This is a genomic window from Escherichia sp. HH091_1A (assembly GCF_030295175.1).
GTDB classification, from domain to species: domain Bacteria; phylum Pseudomonadota; class Gammaproteobacteria; order Enterobacterales; family Enterobacteriaceae; genus Escherichia; species Escherichia coli_F.
The window spans coordinates 3,502,598-3,523,154 of sequence record NZ_AP025747.1 but is presented as its reverse complement, the minus strand read 5'-3'; the positions used below and the strand labels follow the sequence as shown (position 1 = coordinate 3,523,154).

The window sequence follows — 20,557 nt, the reverse complement described above, 5'->3', positions numbered from 1 at the left end:
TTATTTTTCATAGCGATAAAATGTGGTTTGTGAAAATAGGGAAACGTTTGCGTTGCAATATAAATTGTATGACATATTAACTGTGATGATATTTATCGCGTGAGGACGGTAAGAAACATTTATATAACAAATGAAATGAATTGATGAGTAAGTAACCAAAAACGAGAAAACCCGGCAACAAATGTCACCGGGGAAGGGGAGATTACGTGCAGATTTCGTAGCAAGGGATGTAGGCTGAGCCTGGCAACTTCATACGATGCTGGGCAACAAAACCCTGTAGCAGGTCGTCCATACGACGCATAATCTCTTTATCGCCGTTGATTTTGTAAGGACCAAACTCTTCAATGGCGCGAATACCGACTTCTTTTACGTTACCCGCCACAATACCGGAGAAGGCACGACGCAGATCAGCGGCCAAAACTTCTACTGGCTGATCCGGGTACAGTTTCAGATTAGCCATGTTCTCGTGAGACGGCTCAAACGGCATTTGCAGATCGGGCGCAATGCGCATTGACCAGTTAAAGCTGTAGGCATCGCCCGTATCGCGACGGTTTTCTTTCACCAGCGGCATCGATTTTTTCATCTGACGAGCGACTTCAGCGGCGTCATCAATGATGATGCGATAATGGCGCCGCGCGTTTTCTCCCAGCGTATGCACGACAAACTCGTCCAGTACGCGGAAGTAGTCTGCGCTCTCTTTCGGGCCGGTGAGGATCAATGGTAAAACCTGATCTTTGTTGGCCGGGTTCATTAAAATTCCCAGCAAATACAGCAACTCTTCTGCCGTACCCACACCGCCAGGGAAGATAATGATACCGTGAGCGATACGGACAAACGCTTCCAGACGTTTTTCGATATCTGGCATGATGATCAATTCGTTGACCAGCGGGTTAGGCGGTTCAGCGGCAATAATCGACGGCTCTGTCATACCAATAAAACGACTGTCTTTGTAACGCTGCTGTGCGTGTCCGACCGCAGCACCTTTCATCGGCGCTTCCATCGCTCCCGGACCACAGCCGGTGCAGATATTCAGCTCACGCAGGCCCAGCTGATTCCCGACGCGACGGGCATACAAATACTCGTTTTCGTTAATTGAGTGCCCGCCCCAGCAGACCACCATATTTGGCGCTTCACCGACATGCAGTGCGCGAGCGTTACGCAAGATGGAAAAGACCAGGTTAGTGATGTGGACGGAGTTGTCGAGATTCAGGTTGGGAAAACGAACGGTGTTATGGATTTGCCCGTAAACGAAGAGAATGTCACGCAGAACCGCGAACAAGTTGGCCTGCAAAGCGCGGATAATACGCCCATCGACAAAAGCTTCTTCCGGGGGATTAATCAGTTCCAGCTTTACGCCGCGTTCACGGCGCAGGACGTTAATATCGAAATTTTCAAAACGAGACAGCAATTCTTTGCTGTTATCGGTCAAACTACCGGAGTTCAGTACGGCAAGTGAACAGTTGCGAAACAGTTGATAGAGGTCGCTGCTGGCGGTGCGTTTAAGCATATCCACTTCCAGCTGCGACAACATATCCATGGAGCCAAGCGGGCTAATATGTGTAATCAAGAAAAACTCCTTATGGGACGAATATCGTCATTCCCTTTGATTACAATAGCCCTGCCTGATGACCTTTCACAACCTTCTGCGTGAATCCAGCACGCAAAATTGAGAAAAAATTTATTGCCGAACCAGTCTTGTGGTCGATGGGACAAAATCGCTATTACTGCGCCACGGGTTAATGTCCAGACCGCCACGACGGGTATAACGTGCGTAAACGCTCAATTTCTCTGGCTGGCAGAAGCGTAACAGGTCATTAAAGATGCGTTCCACGCACTGTTCGTGGAACTCGTTGTGATGACGGAAAGAAACCAGGTAACGCAGCAGTTTTTCTCTGTCAATTTGGCGTCCACGATACTGAATTTGGATCGAACCCCAATCTGGTTGATGGGTGATCAGGCAGTTTGATTTCAGCAGGTGGCTGACGAGCGTCTCTTCTACTACTTTTTCACCACTGGTGGCATTCTCAAGATAGTCAGTAGTGAATTCATAGTTATCGATAGTGATATCCTGGTCATCAATGCAGGTGCCATTGAAATGACCTATCGGCTGGCCTTCCAGTTCATCAAGACGATATAACGCCACGCTAACCTTACCCTGAGCGCAAGTGCTTAAGTCGCGCTCCAGCGTCTGGCGCACCTCATCCCAGTTATTAAAACGCGTCTGGTTAAAACTGTTGAGATAAAGCTTAAAACTCTTCGACTCAATCAGATTTACGCTGGTGTAATCAAGTTCAACATGACCGACAGCGACCTGCGGCAAACCTTTCGCATTCAGCCAGGAGAGTTCATACAGCGTCCAGATATCAGCGCCATGAAAAGGCAGGTTATCTGCTTTCAGGCCCAACGGGTCGCGATTCAGGCTGCGTGGAACGACTTGCAGTAGGCTGGCGTCATAGGTATCCCGGTAATCGGTTGATTTTCCAAGAGTCAGGCCCGCAAGTGCCTGATGGTTTGCATAAGAAGACATGTTTCACCGTCATAAACCAGATAAACTAAACGACAAGTGTATCTGGTTTAAGTGAAGAGAGAAATTAGTGGACGATTTGACCGCACAAGCCTTGAAAGATTTTACTGCACGCTACTGCGATGCGTGGCATGAAGAGCATAAAAGCTGGCCGTTAAGTGAGGAACTGTACGGCGTTCCTTCACCGTGCATTATTTCAACCACCGAAGACGCTGTATACTGGCAACCCCAGCCGTTTACCGGTGAACAAAATGTTAACGCGGTTGAACGTGCTTTTGATATTGTGATACAACCCACGGTTCATACTTTTTACACGACCCAGTTTGCCGGGGATATGCACGCGCAGTTTGGCGATATCAAACTGACATTGCTGCAAACCTGGAGTGAAGACGACTTCCGTCGGGTGCAGGAAAATCTGATTGGTCATCTGGTGACTCAGAAAAGGCTAAAACTGCCGCCCACGCTATTTATCGCGACGCTGGAAGAAGAGTTAGAGGTCATCTCGTTGTGTAATCTCTCCGGTGAAGTGTGCAAAGAGACGCTGGGAACACGCAAACGGACGCATTTAGCCTCAAATCTTGCGGAATTCCTTAATCAACTTAAGCCTCTTCTGTAATCCAAATACCCCATCTTGTTGTGAGAGATCTCTTACAGACTCTGTAGGAGATCGCCAGGAAATAAGCGAATACTTAAAAAGATAAGAATCGTTATTTTCATTTAAAATCAATATATTGCTTGTTAATTCTTAACTTTCATATGAAATTTTCCTTAAGGCATTGTCTGTAAGCGCCTTGTAAGACTTCGCGAAAAAGACGATTCTATCTTCGTCGACAGGGAGTCAGACAACGAAGTGAACATCAGGATGATGACACTTCTGAAGGACACACCATGAGGGTGTTTCAGGGAAAGGCTTCTGGATGAAGCGAAGAGGATGACGCAGGACGCGTTAAAGGACACCTCCAGGATGGAGAATGAGAACCGGTCAGGATGATTCGGTGGGTCAGGAAGGCCAGGGACACTTCAGGATGAAGTATCACATCGGGGTGGTGTGAGCAGGAAGCAATAGTTCAGGATGAACGATTGGCCGCAAGGCCAGAGGAAAAGTTGTCAAGGATGAGCAGGGAGCAACAAAAGTAGCTGGAATGCTGCGAAACGAACCGGGAGCACTGTGAATACAGTGCTCCCTTTTTTTATTCCTGCTATCCTTCGCGGCAGTTTTTCTTATTGAGGTTGCTTTATGACCACTCATGACCGCGTTCGTCTCCAGTTGCAGGCGCTTGAAGCATTACTGCGTGAACATCAGCACTGGCGAAACGATGATCCTCAGCCGCATCAATTTAACAGTACCCAACCGTTCTTTATGGACACCATGGAACCACTGGAGTGGTTGCAATGGGTGCTGATCCCGCGAATGCACGATTTGTTAGATAATAACCAGCCATTACCGGGCGCTTTTGCTGTTGCACCCTATTATGAAATGGCGCTGGCGACGGACCATCCGCAACGCGCGCTTATTCTGGCTGAGCTGGAAAAACTGGATGCTCTTTTTGCGGATGATGCGAGCTGATGCTGGAAATACTCTATCAGGATGAATGGCTGGTTGCGGTAAATAAACCCTCCGGCTGGCTGGTTCACCGCAGCTGGCTGGATCGCGACGAGAAAGTGGTGGTTATGCAAACCGTGCGTGACCAGATTGGTCAGCATGTATTTACCGCGCATCGGCTGGATCGACCGACGTCCGGCGTATTGCTGATGGGACTATCCAGCGAGGCCGGACGGCTGCTGGCACAACAGTTTGAACAGCACCAAATCCAGAAACGTTACCATGCGATTGTGCGCGGCTGGTTGATGGAAGAAGCAGTTCTGGATTATCCACTGGTGGAAGAACTGGACAAAATCGCTGATAAATTCGCCCGCGAAGATAAAGGTCCACAGCCAGCGGTGACACATTATCGCGGTCTGGCGACCGTAGAAATGCCTGTAGCGACCGGACGTTACCCGACTACGCGCTACGGTCTGGTGGAACTGGAGCCGAAAACAGGACGCAAGCATCAGCTCCGTCGCCATCTTGCCCACTTGCGCCATCCGATTATTGGCGACAGCAAACATGGTGATTTACGTCAGAATCGTAGCGGTGCTGAACATTTTGGCCTTCAGCGGTTAATGCTGCATGCCAGTCAGTTGTCATTGACACATCCATTTACTGGCGAGCCGCTGACTATTCACGCGGGCCTGGACGACACCTGGATGCAGGCGTTATCACAATTTGGCTGGCGTGGTCTACTCCCTGAAAATGAAAGGGTTGAGTTCAGCGCGCCATCGGGTCAGGATGGAGAGATAAGTTCCTAATCCAGGGAGAAAACGGTATGGCGGAAATTGGTATTTTTGTGGGCACAATGTACGGAAATTCGCTGTTAGTGGCGGAAGAAGCGGAAGCAATTCTGACCGCGCAGGGCCACAAAGCAACGGTATTTGAAGATCCTGAATTAAGCGACTGGCTGCCCTATCAGGATAAGTATGTTCTGGTGGTTACGTCCACGACCGGGCAGGGCGACCTTCCTGATAGCATTGTGCCGCTCTTTCAGGGAATTAAAGATACCCTGGGCTTCCAGCCGAATCTGCGTTATGGCGTGATTGCGCTCGGCGACAGTAGTTATGTGAATTTCTGCAATGGCGGCAAACAGTTCGATGCCTTGTTGCAGGAACAGAGCGCTCAGCGAGTTGGCGAAATGCTGTTGATTGACGCCAGTGAGAACCCGGAACCGGAAACGGAATCAAATCCGTGGGTCGAACATTGGGGCACGCTGTTGTCCTGAAAAATTGCCGTTTTAAGCAAACTGAACCGCCCCGGGTTTCCTGGAGAGTGTTTTATCTGTGAACTCAGGCTGCCAGATCATTGTTTCCGATGGAAGCATAATAAGCTTTTTCTGCTTCTGCCGGAGGAGTATGGCCCAGCCTTCCCAGCAATCGTCGATTGTTATACCAGTCCACCCACGTTAGTGTGGCCAGTTCCACTTCTGCACGGTTTTTCCAGCTCTTACGGTGTATTACCTCCGCTTTGTAAAGACCATTGATGCTCTCAGCCATCGCGTTGTCATACGAGTCGCCTGTACTCCCTGTTGATGCCAGTAATCCGGCTTCTTTTAGTCGCTCCGTATAGGCCAGTGACACATACTGAGAGCCTTTATCGCTGTGATGGATGGTGCCAGACGGACGACGGGCCCACAACGCCTGCTCCAGCGCATCCAGCACGAATGTCGTTTCCATAGACGATGAGACCCGCCACCCCACGATGTATCCGGCAAACACATCAATGATAAACGCCACATAGACGAAGCCCTGCCATGTGCTGACGTAAGTAAAATCAGCCACCCACAGCTGGTCAGGACGTTCTGCCACGAACTGACGGTTTACGCGGTCACCTGTGGCAACGGTTTTCCGGCTGACGGTAGTGCGGACCTTTTTACCCCGGAGAACACCGGCAAGTCCCATAACCGCCATGAGGCGCGCCACTGTACATCTGGCCACCCTGATTCCTTCCCGTAACAACTGACGCCAGACTTTACGCACACCGTACACCTGATGATTTTCATCGTATACGCGCTGTATCTCTCTCTTCAGCCAGTCATCGTGCTGCGCACGGGCACTGCGTTTATCCGGATGATGTCGCTGTTGCTGACAATGGTAATACGTTGACGGGGCAATATGCAGTTCGCTGCATACCGGTCCGACCCCGTACTGCTCACGCAGCTTATCCAGCAGTGGCATCATTTTTTCCAGAGGCGGTCGAACTCCGCCTTCGCAAAATAAGCGGAAGCCTGGCGAAGGATATCGTTACTGCGGCGCAGTTCACGATTTTCACGTTCCAGCTCTTTCAGACGCTGACGTTCAGCGCTGGTGAGCCCACCATCACCGCCCCCGGTATCCCGCTCATGCTGGCGAACCCAGACACGCAGAGTCTCCGGCGTACAGCCAATCTTTGGGGCAATGGAACAAATTGCCGCCCACTGTGAGTCATATTCATCCTGACTTTCCAGAACCATACGAATCGCCCGCTGACGGACTTCGGGGGAAAAACGAGTATTTTTAGTCATCCTGTTTACCTCTTTCTCAGGGAGTTTAGTCTCCAGGATTTCCGGGGCGGTTCAAACTGAATCGAATCTTTTCAGGCAAATGCCAGTAAAAACTGCTTCATAGCGCGGATTTTTACTGGCGTTTGCCTGGAGTCAAGCGATCCGTTTCATACTCTTCTTTATTTCTTCGTTTTAATCCTTCCTTTCTTATTCTTGTTTTCATTTCCGTGAAGTGGATTCCACCGTCCAGGGCTAATGCCAAAATCGGGCCTCATTGAACGCATTAATGTTGTGTTGTTGCACGGTGAGCCGCTATGGCGCGCTTTTTATACTGTTATTGCCAGATATAAACACGCGCCGTATTCGGCGAACGACCTATAAAAACGGCAAAAAATACCCTACGTCACCTCTGATTTCCTGGCGATGTCGCAGTCCAGAGTGAGCGTGGCTAACGCGAATTTTCAGGAGTGCAACAATGAGTTCTTTAAGTCAGGCTGCGAGCAGTGTGGAAAAACGCACGAATGCTCGTTACTGGATAGTGGTGATGTTGTTTATCGTCACATCCTTCAACTACGGCGACCGCGCTACGCTCTCTATCGCCGGTTCGGAAATGGCCAAAGATATCGGCCTTGATCCTGTGGGAATGGGCTATGTGTTCTCTGCCTTCTCATGGGCTTATGTTATCGGGCAGATCCCTGGTGGCTGGTTGCTGGATCGTTTTGGTTCAAAACGCGTCTACTTCTGGTCGATCTTTATCTGGTCGATGTTTACCTTGCTGCAAGGCTTCGTCGATATCTTTAGTGGATTCGGCATTATCGTTGCCCTGTTTACGCTGCGCTTCCTGGTCGGGCTTGCTGAAGCGCCATCTTTCCCTGGCAACAGCCGCATTGTTGCGGCCTGGTTTCCGGCGCAGGAAAGGGGAACGGCGGTGTCGATTTTTAACTCCGCCCAATACTTCGCAACGGTTATCTTCGCGCCGATTATGGGCTGGCTGACTCATGAAGTGGGTTGGTCACATGTCTTCTTCTTCATGGGCGGTCTGGGCATTGTCATCAGCTTTATCTGGTTGAAAGTCATCCATGAGCCAAATCAACATCCGGGCGTAAATCAGAAAGAGCTGGAGTACATCGCCGCGGGTGGCGCGCTGATCAATATGGATCAGCAAAACACCAAAGTTAAAGTGCCGTTCAGCGTGAAGTGGGGGCAGATCAAACAGCTGCTCGGGTCACGGATGATGATCGGCGTTTATATCGGTCAGTACTGTATCAACGCCCTGACTTACTTTTTCATTACCTGGTTTCCGGTTTATCTGGTGCAGGCACGCGGGATGTCGATTCTGAAAGCGGGCTTTGTGGCTTCCGTTCCGGCGGTTTGCGGTTTTATCGGCGGTGTGCTGGGTGGGATTATTTCCGATTGGCTGATGCGCCGCACGGGATCGCTGAACATTGCGCGTAAAACACCGATCGTAATGGGCATGTTGCTGTCGATGGTGATGGTGTTCTGCAACTACGTCAACGTTGAGTGGATGATCATCGGCTTTATGGCGCTGGCCTTCTTCGGTAAGGGCATCGGGGCGCTGGGTTGGGCAGTAATGGCAGATACCGCGCCAAAAGAGATCAGCGGTCTTTCCGGTGGCCTGTTCAACATGTTCGGTAACATTTCTGGCATCGTCACGCCAATCGCAATTGGTTATATCGTTGGCACGACTGGCTCGTTTAATGGGGCGCTGATTTATGTTGGTGTTCATGCCTTAATCGCGGTACTGAGCTACCTGGTGCTGGTGGGCGATATCAAGCGTATCGAGTTGAAACCTGTTGCGGGGCAATAAGATGGCGACACAATCCAGTCCTGTTATTACTGATATGAAAGTCATTCCGGTGGCCGGGCATGACAGCATGTTGCTTAATATTGGTGGTGCACATAACGCATATTTCACCCGCAATATTGTGGTACTCACCGATAACGCCGGGCATACCGGTATTGGTGAAGCGCCGGGCGGAGAGGTGATTTATCAAACACTGGTCGATGCTATTCCGATGGTGTTGGGCCAGGAAGTTGCGCGCCTGAATAAAGTGGTTCAGCAGGTGCATAAAGGTAATCAGGCAGCCGATTTTGATACCTTCGGCAAAGGTGCCTGGACTTTTGAATTGCGCGTTAATGCCGTGGCGGCGCTGGAAGCCGCCTTGCTAGACCTGCTAGGTAAGGCGCTGAATGTTCCGGTCTGCGAACTGTTAGGGCCAGGCAAGCAACGCGATGCTATTACCGTCCTCGGTTATCTGTTTTATATCGGTGATCGGACCAAAACCGATCTTCCTTATCTGGAAAATACGCTGGGCAACCATGAGTGGTATCAATTGCGGCATCAGAAAGCGATGAACAGCGAAGCCGTTGTGCGTCTGGCGGAAGCTTCACAGGATCGCTATGGCTTTAAAGATTTCAAACTTAAGGGCGGCGTGTTACCTGGCGAGCAAGAAATCGACACTGTTCGTGCATTGAAGAAACGCTTCCCGGATGCGCGAATTACCGTTGATCCCAACGGTGCATGGCTGCTTGATGAAGCCATTTCTCTGTGCAAAGGGCTGAATGATGTTCTTACCTATGCCGAAGATCCATGCGGAGCAGAACAGGGCTTCTCCGGACGTGAAGTGATGGCGGAGTTTCGGCGGGCGACCGGCTTGCCCGTCGCGACTAATATGATCGCCACCAACTGGCGCGAAATGGGCCATGCGGTGATGCTCAATGCGGTAGATATTCCACTTGCCGATCCGCATTTCTGGACGCTTTCCGGTGCAGTCCGCGTGGCGCAACTTTGCGACGACTGGGGGCTGACCTGGGGCTGCCATTCCAATAACCACTTTGATATCTCTCTGGCGATGTTTACCCATGTGGGTGCGGCGGCACCGGGTAATCCTACCGCTATCGATACCCACTGGATTTGGCAGGAGGGCGATTGTCGCCTGACCCAAAATCCGCTGGAGATTAAAAACGGAAAAATTGCCGTTCCTGATGCGCCCGGTCTGGGCGTGGAACTGGACTGGGAACAGGTACAAAAGGCACATGAGGCCTATAAACGTCTGCCTGGCGGTGCGCGTAACGACGCAGGCCCTATGCAGTACCTGATCCCCGGCTGGACCTTTGACCGTAAACGTCCCGTTTTCGGCCGTCATTGATTTTGAAAAAGGACATAAAGATGAGTTCTCAATTTACGACGCCTGTTGTTACTGAAATGCAGGTCATCCCGGTGGCGGGTCATGACAGTATGCTGATGAATCTGAGTGGTGCACACGCACCGTTCTTCACGCGTAATATTGTGATTATCAAAGATAATTCTGGTCACACTGGCGTAGGGGAAATTCCCGGCGGCGAGAAAATCCGTAAAACGCTGGAAGATGCGATTCCGCTGGTGGTGGGTAAAACGCTGGGTGAATACAAAAACGTTCTGACGCTGGTGCGTAATACATTTGCCGATCGTGATGCCGGCGGGCGCGGTTTGCAGACATTTGATTTGCGGACCACTATTCATGTGGTTACTGGGATAGAAGCGGCAATGCTGGATCTGCTGGGGCAGCATCTGGGGGTTAACGTGGCATCGCTGCTGGGCGATGGTCAACAGCGTAGCGAAGTCGAAATGCTCGGTTATCTGTTCTTCGTCGGTAATCGCAAAGCCACACCGCTGCCGTATCAAAGCCAGCCGGATGACTCATGCGACTGGTATCGCCTGCGTCACGAAGAAGCGATGACGCCGGATGCGGTGGTGCGCCTGGCGGAAGCGGCATATGAAAAATATGGCTTCAACGATTTCAAACTGAAGGGCGGTGTACTGGCCGGAGAAGAAGAAGCCGAATCTATTGTGGCACTGGCGCAACGCTTCCCGCAGGCGCGTATTACCCTCGATCCTAACGGTGCCTGGTCGCTGAACGAAGCGATTAAAATCGGTAAATACCTGAAAGGTTCGCTGGCTTATGCAGAAGATCCGTGTGGTGCGGAGCAAGGTTTCTCCGGGCGTGAAGTGATGGCAGAGTTCCGTCGTGCGACTGGCCTGCCGACCGCAACCAATATGATCGCCACCGACTGGCGGCAGATGGGCCATACGCTCTCGTTACAATCCGTTGATATCCCGCTGGCGGATCCGCATTTCTGGACGATGCAAGGTTCGGTACGTGTGGCGCAAATGTGCCATGAATTTGGCCTGACCTGGGGTTCACACTCTAACAACCACTTCGATATTTCCCTGGCGATGTTTACCCATGTAGCCGCTGCTGCACCGGGTAAAATTACTGCTATTGATACGCACTGGATCTGGCAGGAAGGCAATCAGCGTCTGACCAAAGAACCGTTTGAGATCAAAGGCGGGCTGGTACAGGTGCCGCAAAAACCAGGATTGGGCGTAGAAATCGATATGGATCAGGTGATGAAAGCCCACGAGCTGTATCAGAAACACGGGCTTGGCGCGCGTGACGATGCAATGGGAATGCAGTATCTGATTCCTGGCTGGACGTTCGATAACAAGCGTCCGTGCATGGTGCGTTAAGACAGAAAACCAAAACCGGCTCTGTCAGGAGCCGGGTTGAGTCTGATGCCAAACGCAAAATTGCCTGTTGCGCTACGTATCAGGCCTACATTATTTTTTTAATTCATTGAATTTAATTGGTGTTTATGCCGGATAAGGCGTTAACGCCGCATCCGGCATAAACACTGGCACCTTGTCACCAGTCTGAAACCTGCGTTATAAAAAGCCGATTGCTACTCGACAAGACGTCCATTACCCGAGAATTTTGCTGGCTTCGCGCGCTACATTATCCATCTCGTCCAACAGTTCCAGCAGCTCCGGCTCCAAATCTTCTTCTTTAGTACCGCTACGTAGCTGTTGTTCGATCAGTTGGCAGAGATTCTTCATACGCGGCACACCGCTATAGCCGCAACTGCCATGCAGTTTATGAATCAAATCAACCAGGCCTTCCGGGTTTTCTCCAACCAGCTGTTCCTCAACTTTGTTGCGAACTTCAGGCAGGAAATCGAGTAACATTTGCAGCATATCGAGCGCTAAATCGGTTTTTCCTGCTGCCTGGCGTAGTGCCAGTTGCCAGTCGAGGGTCGCATTCGGGTTCACCACAATTTCATTGACTTCGGGGGTCACGACGCGAGAGGAAATACCGCTGCCAGGCTTGTAGCGCAACAGCAAATTATGCAATCGTTCTTCTTCAATCGGTTTCGCCAGATAATCGCTCATCCCTGCGCCAAGCAGCTTCTCTTTTTGCCCGGCCATTGCATGCGCCGTTACCGCGATAACCGGTGTTTGTTGCTGATGGGGGAGCTGGTGGATGAGTTCGCAGGCCCGAATTCCGTCCATGTCCGGCATTTGAATATCCATTAAGATCAGATCGAACGGCATCTGTTTCGCCCGTTCAACGGCCTGATGCCCGCTATCGCAAAGCTCTACATGTTGCACCATATCTTCCAGTAACGCGCCGATAAGTTTCAGGTTAGCGGGGTTGTCATCAACCGCCATGACAGTCATTGCCAGCTTACTTTCATCGGTAACAGGCAAAAGCGTGTTTTGTTTGTGATGACAAAATTCCGTCAGGGCAGGGAACAGGCGCGTAGGTGTTAATGGTTTCAGCAGACACGCGCCGATACCATCTTGCTTAAGTTTTTCAGCATTGACTTGTGCATGGCAAGGAAGTGCCAGCATCAGAAAATCGGTCATCGATACCGCTTTCGCTAATCGCTCATGTTGCATTGTTAGCGGCTCGCGGAAGGTCACCGCAATGCCTAATAACATCATGTCGTAATGCGCGGGAGGCAGCGCGGAGAACGTTGGGCTATAAACCACTTCCAGCGGCGTTTCACTTAAAATATCCAGCGTGCATTGCGCTGCTGCGGAGTTTGGTTCGACATAGGCCAGGCGCTTGCCGGCGAGGCACTGGGTGGATGGCCCTTCGATAATAATGTTCGGATTCAGATCGAGATTAATGTGGAGCCAGAAAGTTGAACCGCGATTCGGCTGGCTATGGAACGAAATATCGCCGCCCATTTCATTAACCAGTTTCTGTGTGATCACCAGCCCCAGCCCGGTGCCACCATGACGGCGGGAAATACTGGCATCAGCCTGTCGGAAGGCCTGGAATAAGCGCGATTGATCGCGTTCCGGAATACCAATGCCGGTATCCCGAATCTGTACTTCAATCTGCACTTTGGTATTACTCAGCGCACGTTTTTCTACCAGAATATCAATGTTGCCATTCTCGGTGAATTTAATTGCATTCCCCACCAGGTTAGTGATGATTTGCTGTAATCGCAGTGGGTCGCCAATTACGTTATCGGGCACGTCGCTCTTAATATTGAGCGTCAGTTCCAGCCCTTTATCGTGAGAAGAATGTGCCAGCAGGGTAACGACTTCATCCAGCGTGCTGCGTAGTGGGAATGGAATACTTTCCAGAATCAGCTTACCTGCTTCCAGTTTCGAGAAGTCGAGAACATCATTAATAATTGCCAGCAAATTATTTGCCGAACGTTCAATCGTATTCAGGTGATCGCGCTGCGTTGGCGTTAATTCTGTTTTCAGCGTCAGGCGGGTAAAGCCAATAACACCATTCAGTGGTGTACGCAGCTCGTGTGACATATTTGCCAGAAACTCGGATTTAATACGCGCCGCTTCCTGGGCGCGCTTTTTCGCCAGATCCAACTCAACGTTCTGAATTTCCATCTGCTCCAGCGTTTCACGTAGATCGGACGTCGCCTGGTCGATATTGTGCTGCATCTCTTCGTGATAAGCTGCCAGCGACATTGCCATCGAGTTGATACCGTTTTTCAGCATATCCAGCTCGCCGAGCATAAATCCTTCCACCCGGCTGTCGAGTTGCCCGCGACGGATGCGGTCGACGGTATTCACCATGTTGCGAATCGGACCGGTTACATCGCGCATTAAGCGCCAGCCAAAAATAAGCGCAATACCGATACAAAACAGCATCATCACGCTGGAAATAAAGATCTCTTTATATTGCTGCAAGCGAACCGATTTAAGATCCAGCTCAAGCGCAATATATCCCAACATATTTTGACTATTTTTGGCATCGCTACTGGGCGATTCGTCGGGGGAGTAACTCTCAGAAATAATCGGCGTGCGGAGGATCATAATATCGCCGTCACGAGTGACAGTGAGCTGGCGAGGAAACGGCACGTTGCTGCCGAGCTGCATTGATGAGGGATCAAGATGAAAATTGGAGGTGACAAAGAGTCGGTTATTTTCATCATAAACCGAAATCGCGCGAACAATATCGGAATGGCGACGATGCAGTACGCTTATTAACTGACCGATAGATTCGCGATTTTGCAGGCTCATGCCATATTCAGTAGAAACTGCAAGCGGCTCAATAATGCTGGCTCCGGCATCTTCCAGTTGACGCTGCAAGTCGTTATAGCGATGCACAACGAAAAAGATACTCAGCAATAAACCAATAAGGACGGTCGGTGCCAGGATCAGAATCATCATGCGTGCGCGCAGGCTGTAGTTGGTCATGGAGTTCCGTTATGGGACAATTAAGGTCACACTGTTAAATTGAGAAAGTCTCGCCAATGGCGCAATTCTACTCTGCAAAACGACGCACGACGACGCGTCAGATCATAACTGTTTCAGTCAACGACCTCGACTCTTTTGGTCAGGGCGTGGCACGACATAACGGCAAAGCGTTATTTATTCCTGGATTATTGCCACAGGAAAACGCGGAAGTTACTGTTACTGAAGATAAAAAACAGTACGCCCGCGCTAAAGTCGTACGCCGGTTAAGCGATAGCCCGGAACGCGAAACGCCACGCTGCCCTCATTTTGGCGTATGCGGTGGCTGTCAGCAACAACACGCCAGCGAGGATTTACAGCAGCGAAGCAAAAGTGCGGCACTCGCCCGATTAATGAAACACGAAGTCTCTGAAGTGATCGCCGATGTTCCCTGGGGCTATCGCCGTCGCGCGCGTTTAAGTTTGAACTACTTACCGAAAACACAGCAACTTCAGATGGGGTTTCGCAAAGCGGGCTCCAGTGACATTGTCGACGTTAAACAATGCCCCATTTTAGTGCCCCAACTTGAAGCATTGCTGCCCAAAGTCAGGGCATGCCTGGGCAGCTTACAAGCTATGCGCCATCTTGGTCATGTTGAACTGGTACAGGCAACCAGCGGCACGCTGATGATTTTGCGCCATACCGCATCGCTAAGTTCGGCAGATCGCGAAAAACTGGAACGCTTTTCGCATTCTGAAGGCCTGGATCTGTATCTCGCCCCCGATAGTGAGATACTCGAAACCGTCTCTGGTGAGATGCCCTGGTATGACTCAAACGGGTTGCGCTTAACTTTTAGCCCGCGCGATTTTATTCAGGTCAATGCGGGTGTGAACCAAAAAATGGTAGCGCGTGCGTTGGAATGGCTGGATGTACAACCTGAAGATCGCGTACTGGATCTGTTCTGCGGTATGGGCAACTTTACACTGCCATTGGCGACACAAGCTGCCAGTGTGGTGGGTGTAGAAGGCGTTCCGGCGCTGGTTGAAAAAGGCCAGCAGAATGCGCGTCTTAATGGCTTACACAATGTGACGTTTTATCACGAAAATCTTGAGGAAGATGTCACAAAGCAGCCGTGGGCGAAAAACGGCTTCGATAAAGTGTTGCTGGACCCGGCGCGAGCAGGTGCCGCAGGTGTTATGCAGCAAATTATAAAACTGGAACCTATTCGTATAGTTTATGTATCCTGTAATCCTGCAACGCTGGCTCGGGATAGCGAAGCGTTATTAAAAGCAGGATATACCATTGCGCGACTGGCGATGCTGGATATGTTCCCACACACGGGACATCTGGAATCGATGGTACTTTTCTCGCGCGTTAAATAGTTACGATTTGCCGATTTCGGCAGGTCTGGTCCCTAAAGGAGAGGACGATGGTTGCGGTAAGAAGTGCACATATCAATAAGGCTGGTGAATTTGATCCGGAAAAATGGATCGCAAGTCTGGGTATTACCAGCCAGAAGTCGTGTGAGTGCTTAGCCGAAACCTGGGCGTATTGTCTGCAACAGACGCAGGGGCATCCGGATGCCAGTCTGTTATTGTGGCGTGGTGTTGAGATGGTGGAGATCCTCTCGACATTAAGTATGGACATTGACACGCTGCGGGCGGCGCTGCTGTTCCCTCTGGCGGATGCCAACGTAGTTAGCGAAGATGTGCTGCGTGAGAGCGTCGGTAAGTCGGTCGTTAACCTTATTCACGGCGTGCGTGATATGGCGGCGATCCGCCAGCTGAAAGCGACGCATACCGATTCTGTTTCCTCCGAACAGGTCGATAACGTTCGCCGGATGTTATTGGCGATGGTCGATGATTTCCGCTGCGTGGTCATCAAACTGGCAGAGCGTATTGCTCATCTGCGCGAAGTAAAAGACGCGCCGGAAGATGAACGCGTACTGGCGGCAAAAGAGTGCACCAATATCTACGCGCCGTTGGCGAACCGTCTTGGGATTGGGCAACTGAAATGGGAGCTGGAAGATTACTGCTTCCGTTATCTCCACCCGACCGAATACAAACGCATCGCAAAACTGCTGCATGAACGCCGTCTCGACCGCGAACACTATATCGAAGAGTTTGTCGGTCATCTGCGCGCTGAGATGAAAGCTGAAGGCGTTAAAGCTGAAGTGTATGGTCGTCCGAAACACATCTACAGTATCTGGCGCAAAATGCAGAAAAAGAACCTCGCCTTCGATGAGCTGTTTGATGTGCGTGCGGTACGTATTGTCGCCGAGCGTTTACAGGATTGTTATGCCGCACTGGGGATAGTGCACACTCACTATCGCCACCTGCCGGATGAGTTTGACGATTACGTTGCTAACCCGAAACCAAACGGTTATCAGTCTATTCATACCGTGGTTCTGGGGCCGGGTGGCAAAACCGTTGAGATCCAAATCCGCACCAAACAGATGCATGAAGATGCAGAGTTGGGTGTTGCTGCGCACTGGAAATATAAAGAAGGCGCGGCAGCTGGCGGCGCACGTTCGGGACATGAAGACCGAATTGCCTGGCTGCGTAAACTGATTGCGTGGCAGGAAGAGATGGCTGATTCCGGCGAAATGCTCGACGAAGTACGCAGCCAGGTTTTTGACGACCGGGTGTATGTCTTTACGCCGAAAGGCGATGTCGTTGATTTGCCTGCGGGATCAACGCCGCTGGACTTCGCTTACCACATCCACAGTGATGTCGGACACCGCTGCATCGGGGCAAAAATTGGCGGGCGCATTGTGCCGTTCACCTACCAGTTGCAGATGGGCGACCAGATTGAAATTATCACCCAGAAACAGCCGAACCCCAGCCGTGACTGGTTAAACCCAAACCTCGGTTACGTCACAACCAGCCGTGGGCGTTCGAAAATTCACGCCTGGTTCCGTAAACAGGATCGTGACAAAAATATTCTGGCAGGGCGGCAAATCCTTGACGACGAGCTGGAACATCTGGGGATCAGCCTGAAAGAAGCAGAAAAACATCTGCTGCCGCGTTACAACTTCAATGATGTCGACGAGTTGTTAGCAGCGATTGGTGGCGGGGATATCCGTCTCAATCAGATGGTGAACTTCCTGCAATCGCAATTTAATAAGCCGAGTGCCGAAGAGCAGGATGCCGCCGCGCTGAAGCAACTTCAGCAAAAAAGCTATACGCCGCAAAACCGCAGTAAAGATAACGGTCGTGTGGTGGTAGAAGGTGTCGGCAACCTGATGCACCACATCGCGCGCTGCTGTCAGCCGATTCCTGGAGATGAGATTGTCGGCTTCATTACCCAGGGGCGCGGTATTTCAGTACACCGCGCCGATTGCGAACAACTGGCGGAACTGCGCTCCCATGCGCCGGAACGCATTGTTGACGCTGTATGGGGCGAGAGTTACTCCGCCGGATATTCGCTGGTGGTCCGCGTGGTGGCTAATGATCGTAGTGGGTTGTTACGTGATATCACGACCATTCTCGCCAACGAGAAGGTGAACGTGCTTGGCGTTGCCAGCCGTAGCGACACCAAACAGCAACTGGCAACCATCGACATGACTATTGAGATTTACAACCTGCAAGTGCTGGGCCGCGTGCTGGGTAAACTCAACCAGGTGCCGGATGTTATCGACGCGCGTCGACTGCATGGGAATTAATCATGCATAGCTGGATATGGCATCAGCCGTATCCAGCGGTATCTTTTACTCGAAGGTATTACACCTGACAGACCCGCAATTTTCAGGACATTCTAATGAATCAAATCGACCGTTTGCTCACTATTATGCAGCGCCTGCGCGACCCGGAAAACGGCTGCCCGTGGGATAAAGAGCAGACATTTGCCACCATTGCACCTTACACCCTTGAAGAAACCTACGAGGTGCTGGACGCCATTGCCCGTGAAGATTTTGACGATCTGCGCGGTGAACTCGGCGATCTGCTGTTCCAGGTGGTGTTTTACGCACAAATGGCCCAGGAAGAAGGGCGCTTTGACTTTAATGATATTTGCGCTGCGATTAGCGATAAATTAGAGCGTCGCCATCCGCATGTTTTTGCTGACAGTTCTGCCGAAAACAGTCGTGAAGTGCTTGCCCGTTGGGAGCAAATCAAAACCGAAGAGCGCGCGCAGAAAGCGCAGCATTCGGCGCTGGACGATATTCCTCGTAGTTTACCGGCTTTAATGCGTGCGCAAAAAATCCAGAAACGTTGCGCCAACGTTGGCTTCGATTGGACGACGCTTGGTCCGGTAGTCGATAAAGTCTACGAAGAGATCGACGAGGTGATGTACGAGGCGCGGCAGGCTGTTGTCGACCAGGCTAAACTGGAGGAGGAAATGGGTGACCTGCTGTTTGCCACGGTCAACATGGCCCGCCATTTAGGGACAAAAGCAGAGATTGCACTACAAAAAGCCAATGAAAAATTCGAGCGCCGTTTTCGCGAAGTGGAGCGTATTGTTGCCGCGCGTGGACTGGAAATGACAGGTGTAGACCTCGAAACAATGGAAGAAGTCTGGCAACAGGTAAAACGGCAGGAAATTGATCTCTAAGGGAATTACCTGGTCAAGCGCGATTTGTGTCATTTTTTAAATGACAAGCGCTTGATTTGTGTCAAAAACATTTACCCCAAAGGGGCTATTTTCTCACTCCTGATTTCAATGGTGAGCTGGCGAAGAGGAGGGATAATGAAAGTTTGTGGCACAGGTCATGTTCGGGTATACTGCTTTCCCGTCCTGGTTATTCCATCGTCTTTTCAACCTAACTTCTCAGGTTCAGCATGACAACGAACTATATTTTTGTGACCGGCGGGGTCGTATCCTCTCTGGGTAAAGGCATTGCCGCAGCCTCCCTCGCAGCCATTCTTGAAGCCCGTGGCCTCAATGTGACCATCATGAAACTGGATCCGTACATCAACGTCGATCCAGGTACTATGAGCCCAATCCAACACGGGGAAGTGTTCGTTACTGAAGACGGCGCTGAAACCGACCTGGACCTGGGGCATTACGAGCGTTTCATTCGTACCAAAATGAGCCGCCGCAACAACTTCACCACGGGTCGTATCTACTCTGACGTTCTGCGTAAAGAACGCCGCGGTGATTACCTCGGCGCAACCGTACAGGTTATTCCGCACATCACTAACGCTATCAAAGAGCGCGTGCTGGAAGGCGGTGAAGGTCATGACGTGGTACTGGTAGAAATCGGCGGTACTGTAGGTGATATCGAGTCCCTGCCGTTCCTCGAAGCGATTCGCCAGATGGCTGTTGAAATTGGCCGTGAGCACACCCTGTTTATGCACCTGACGCTGGTGCCGTACATGGCAGCGTCTGGTGAAGTCAAAACCAAACCGACTCAGCACTCTGTAAAAGAACTGCTCTCCATCGGTATCCAGCCTGACATCCTGATTTGTCGTTCAGATCGCGCTGTTCCGGCGAACGAACGTGCGAAGATTGCATTGTTCTGTAATGTTCCGGAAAAAGCGGTTATTTCTCTGAAAGACGTCGATTCCATCTATAAAATTCCGGGCCTGTTGAAATCGCAGGGGCTGGACGATTATATTTGTAAACGATTCAGCTTAAACTGCCCGGAAGCGAATCTGTCCGAATGGGAACAGGTTATCTTCGAAGAAGCGAATCCGGTAAGTGAAGTCACCATTGGTATGGTCGGCAAGTACATTGAACTGCCGGACGCTTACAAATCCGTGATCGAAGCACTGAAACACGGTGGGCTGAAGAATCGTGTCAGCGTCAACATCAAACTGATCGATTCACAAGATGTTGAAACGCGCGGCGTTGAAATCCTTAAAGGTCTGGACGCAATCCTCGTACCTGGTGGTTTCGGCTATCGTGGCGTAGAAGGCATGATTACGACCGCGCGTTTTGCGCGTGAGAACAATATTCCTTATCTGGGCATTTGCCTGGGTATGCAGGTGGCGTTAATTGATTACGCTCGCCATGTTGCCAACATGGAGAACGCCAACTCTACGGAATTTGTGCCAGACTGTAAGTACCCGGTTGTGGCGCTGATTACCGAGTGGCGCGATGAAAACGGCAACGTTGAAGTTCGTAGCGAGAAGAGCGATCTCGGCGGTACCATGCGTCTCGGCGCACAGCAGTGCCAGTTGGTTGACGATAGCCTGGTTCGCCAGCTGTACAATGCGCCGACAATTGTTGAGCGTCATCGTCACCGTTACGAAGTCAACAACATGCTGTTGAAACAGATTGAAGATGCAGGTCTGCGCGTTGCGGGCCGTTCCGGGGATGATCAGTTGGTCGAGATCATCGAAGTTCCGAATCACCCGTGGTTCGTGGCTTGTCAGTTCCATCCGGAGTTTACTTCTACTCCACGTGATGGCCACCCGCTGTTTGCAGGCTTTGTGAAAGCCGCCAGTGAGTTCCAGAAACGTCAGGCGAAGTAAGTAAAAAAGTTAGAACGGCAACGCGTACCCAGGGTACGCGTTGTTTGTC

General features: G+C 51.0%; 15 protein-coding genes and 1 other annotated feature. Of the genes, 11 read left to right on the top strand and 4 right to left on the bottom strand.

Going from position 1 to position 20,557, the window contains the following annotated elements:
• Positions 1 to 202: 202 nt before the first annotated feature.
• Both ppnN and queF read right to left on the bottom strand, forming a co-directional pair.
• Positions 203 to 1,567 (bottom strand): nucleotide 5'-monophosphate nucleosidase PpnN, encoded by a 1,365-nt coding sequence (gene ppnN, locus QUF14_RS17775; protein WP_000627995.1) that lies wholly within the window; start codon positions 1,565 to 1,567, stop codon positions 203 to 205.
• 111 nt (positions 1,568 to 1,678) lie between these two features.
• Positions 1,679 to 2,527, bottom strand: a complete 849-nt coding sequence (gene queF / locus QUF14_RS17770; protein WP_100733546.1) for an NADPH-dependent 7-cyano-7-deazaguanine reductase QueF — start codon at positions 2,525 to 2,527, stop codon at positions 1,679 to 1,681.
• Positions 2,528 to 2,594: 67 nt separating this feature from the next.
• Here queF and syd point away from each other — a divergent pair, with 67 nt between their 5' ends.
• The 4 genes from syd (at position 2,595) to QUF14_RS17750 (ending at position 5,340) form a co-directional block, all read left to right on the top strand.
• Positions 2,595 to 3,140, top strand: a complete 546-nt coding sequence (gene syd / locus QUF14_RS17765) for a SecY-interacting protein (RefSeq protein ID WP_000342436.1) — start codon at positions 2,595 to 2,597, stop codon at positions 3,138 to 3,140.
• A 621-nt stretch (positions 3,141 to 3,761) separates the two neighbouring features.
• A complete protein-coding gene (locus QUF14_RS17760) occupies positions 3,762 to 4,091 on the top strand; it encodes a YqcC family protein (RefSeq protein WP_000206981.1) in 330 nt (109 codons plus the stop codon).
• Complete coding sequence (gene truC / locus QUF14_RS17755) at positions 4,091 to 4,873, top strand: tRNA pseudouridine(65) synthase TruC (RefSeq protein WP_000890001.1); 783 nt, start codon at positions 4,091 to 4,093, stop codon at positions 4,871 to 4,873. Before QUF14_RS17760 ends, truC begins: the two co-directional genes overlap by 1 nt.
• Before the next feature lie 17 nt (positions 4,874 to 4,890).
• Positions 4,891 to 5,340: a flavodoxin gene (locus QUF14_RS17750; RefSeq protein ID WP_000807756.1), complete on the top strand. Its 450-nt coding sequence runs from the start codon at positions 4,891 to 4,893 to the stop codon at positions 5,338 to 5,340.
• 64 nt (positions 5,341 to 5,404) lie between these two features.
• Here the strand turns inward: QUF14_RS17750 and QUF14_RS17745 are convergent.
• A protein-coding gene (locus QUF14_RS17745; protein ID WP_371829233.1) for an IS3 family transposase occupies positions 5,405 to 6,618 on the bottom strand; the annotation gives its coding sequence in 2 pieces (ribosomal slippage) (positions 5,405 to 6,330 and positions 6,330 to 6,618; 1,215 coding nt in all).
• Positions 6,221 to 6,337 (bottom strand) — a sequence feature (AL1L pseudoknot). It overlaps the preceding gene by 117 nt.
• A gap of 454 nt (positions 6,619 to 7,072) precedes the next feature.
• On the opposite strand from QUF14_RS17745, the gene gudP reads away from it, so the two are divergent.
• Genes gudP through gudD form a run of 3 tightly spaced genes read left to right on the top strand, consistent with a single transcriptional unit; the run spans position 7,073 to position 11,128 of the window.
• Complete coding sequence (gene gudP, locus QUF14_RS17740; RefSeq protein WP_000097082.1) at positions 7,073 to 8,425, top strand: galactarate/glucarate/glycerate transporter GudP; 1,353 nt, start codon at positions 7,073 to 7,075, stop codon at positions 8,423 to 8,425.
• Position 8,426: 1 nt separating this feature from the next.
• Positions 8,427 to 9,767: an enolase C-terminal domain-like protein gene (locus tag QUF14_RS17735; RefSeq protein ID WP_000235398.1), complete on the top strand. Its 1,341-nt coding sequence runs from the start codon at positions 8,427 to 8,429 to the stop codon at positions 9,765 to 9,767.
• A gap of 20 nt (positions 9,768 to 9,787) precedes the next feature.
• Entirely contained in the window at positions 9,788 to 11,128 is a 1,341-nt protein-coding gene (gene gudD, locus QUF14_RS17730) for a glucarate dehydratase (protein WP_000098256.1), read from the top strand.
• A 231-nt stretch (positions 11,129 to 11,359) separates the two neighbouring features.
• Here the strand turns inward: gudD and barA are convergent, their stop codons facing one another.
• Complete coding sequence (gene barA / locus QUF14_RS17725) at positions 11,360 to 14,116, bottom strand: two-component sensor histidine kinase BarA (RefSeq protein WP_100733541.1); 2,757 nt, start codon at positions 14,114 to 14,116, stop codon at positions 11,360 to 11,362.
• Positions 14,117 to 14,172: 56 nt separating this feature from the next.
• Here barA and rlmD point away from each other — a divergent pair, with 56 nt between their 5' ends.
• The 4 genes from rlmD to pyrG all read left to right on the top strand — a co-directional run bounded on the left by rlmD (position 14,173) and on the right by pyrG (position 20,508).
• Positions 14,173 to 15,474 carry a 23S rRNA (uracil(1939)-C(5))-methyltransferase RlmD gene (rlmD, locus tag QUF14_RS17720; protein ID WP_000046782.1) on the top strand — a complete coding sequence of 434 codons (1,302 nt, stop codon included), beginning with the start codon at positions 14,173 to 14,175 and terminating at the stop codon, positions 15,472 to 15,474.
• 47 nt (positions 15,475 to 15,521) lie between these two features.
• On the top strand, positions 15,522 to 17,756 hold the full coding sequence (relA, locus tag QUF14_RS17715; protein ID WP_000226814.1) for a GTP diphosphokinase: 2,235 nt from the start codon (positions 15,522 to 15,524) through the stop codon (positions 17,754 to 17,756).
• A gap of 95 nt (positions 17,757 to 17,851) precedes the next feature.
• Entirely contained in the window at positions 17,852 to 18,643 is a 792-nt protein-coding gene (gene mazG, locus QUF14_RS17710; RefSeq protein ID WP_001071637.1) for a nucleoside triphosphate pyrophosphohydrolase, read from the top strand.
• Between the two features lie 227 nt (positions 18,644 to 18,870).
• On the top strand, positions 18,871 to 20,508 hold the full coding sequence (pyrG, locus tag QUF14_RS17705) for a glutamine hydrolyzing CTP synthase (protein WP_000210878.1): 1,638 nt from the start codon (positions 18,871 to 18,873) through the stop codon (positions 20,506 to 20,508).
• Positions 20,509 to 20,557 lie beyond the last annotated feature (49 nt).

What these genes read in the sequence shown, in the direction of transcription:
- queF (WP_100733546.1), bottom strand. Translation starts at nt 2,527, where the DNA reads ATGTCTTCTTATGCAAACCATCAGGCACTTGCGGGCCTGACTCTTGGA.
- QUF14_RS17760 (WP_000206981.1), top strand. Translation starts at nt 3,762, where the DNA reads ATGACCACTCATGACCGCGTTCGTCTCCAGTTGCAGGCGCTTGAAGCA.
- truC (WP_000890001.1), top strand. Translation starts at nt 4,091, where the DNA reads ATGCTGGAAATACTCTATCAGGATGAATGGCTGGTTGCGGTAAATAAA.
- QUF14_RS17750 (WP_000807756.1), top strand. Translation starts at nt 4,891, where the DNA reads ATGGCGGAAATTGGTATTTTTGTGGGCACAATGTACGGAAATTCGCTG.
- gudP (WP_000097082.1), top strand. Translation starts at nt 7,073, where the DNA reads ATGAGTTCTTTAAGTCAGGCTGCGAGCAGTGTGGAAAAACGCACGAAT.
- QUF14_RS17735 (WP_000235398.1), top strand. Translation starts at nt 8,427, where the DNA reads ATGGCGACACAATCCAGTCCTGTTATTACTGATATGAAAGTCATTCCG.
- gudD (WP_000098256.1), top strand. Translation starts at nt 9,788, where the DNA reads ATGAGTTCTCAATTTACGACGCCTGTTGTTACTGAAATGCAGGTCATC.
- barA (WP_100733541.1), bottom strand. Translation starts at nt 14,116, where the DNA reads ATGACCAACTACAGCCTGCGCGCACGCATGATGATTCTGATCCTGGCA.
- rlmD (WP_000046782.1), top strand. Translation starts at nt 14,173, where the DNA reads ATGGCGCAATTCTACTCTGCAAAACGACGCACGACGACGCGTCAGATC.
- relA (WP_000226814.1), top strand. Translation starts at nt 15,522, where the DNA reads ATGGTTGCGGTAAGAAGTGCACATATCAATAAGGCTGGTGAATTTGAT.
- mazG (WP_001071637.1), top strand. Translation starts at nt 17,852, where the DNA reads ATGAATCAAATCGACCGTTTGCTCACTATTATGCAGCGCCTGCGCGAC.
- pyrG (WP_000210878.1), top strand. Translation starts at nt 18,871, where the DNA reads ATGACAACGAACTATATTTTTGTGACCGGCGGGGTCGTATCCTCTCTG.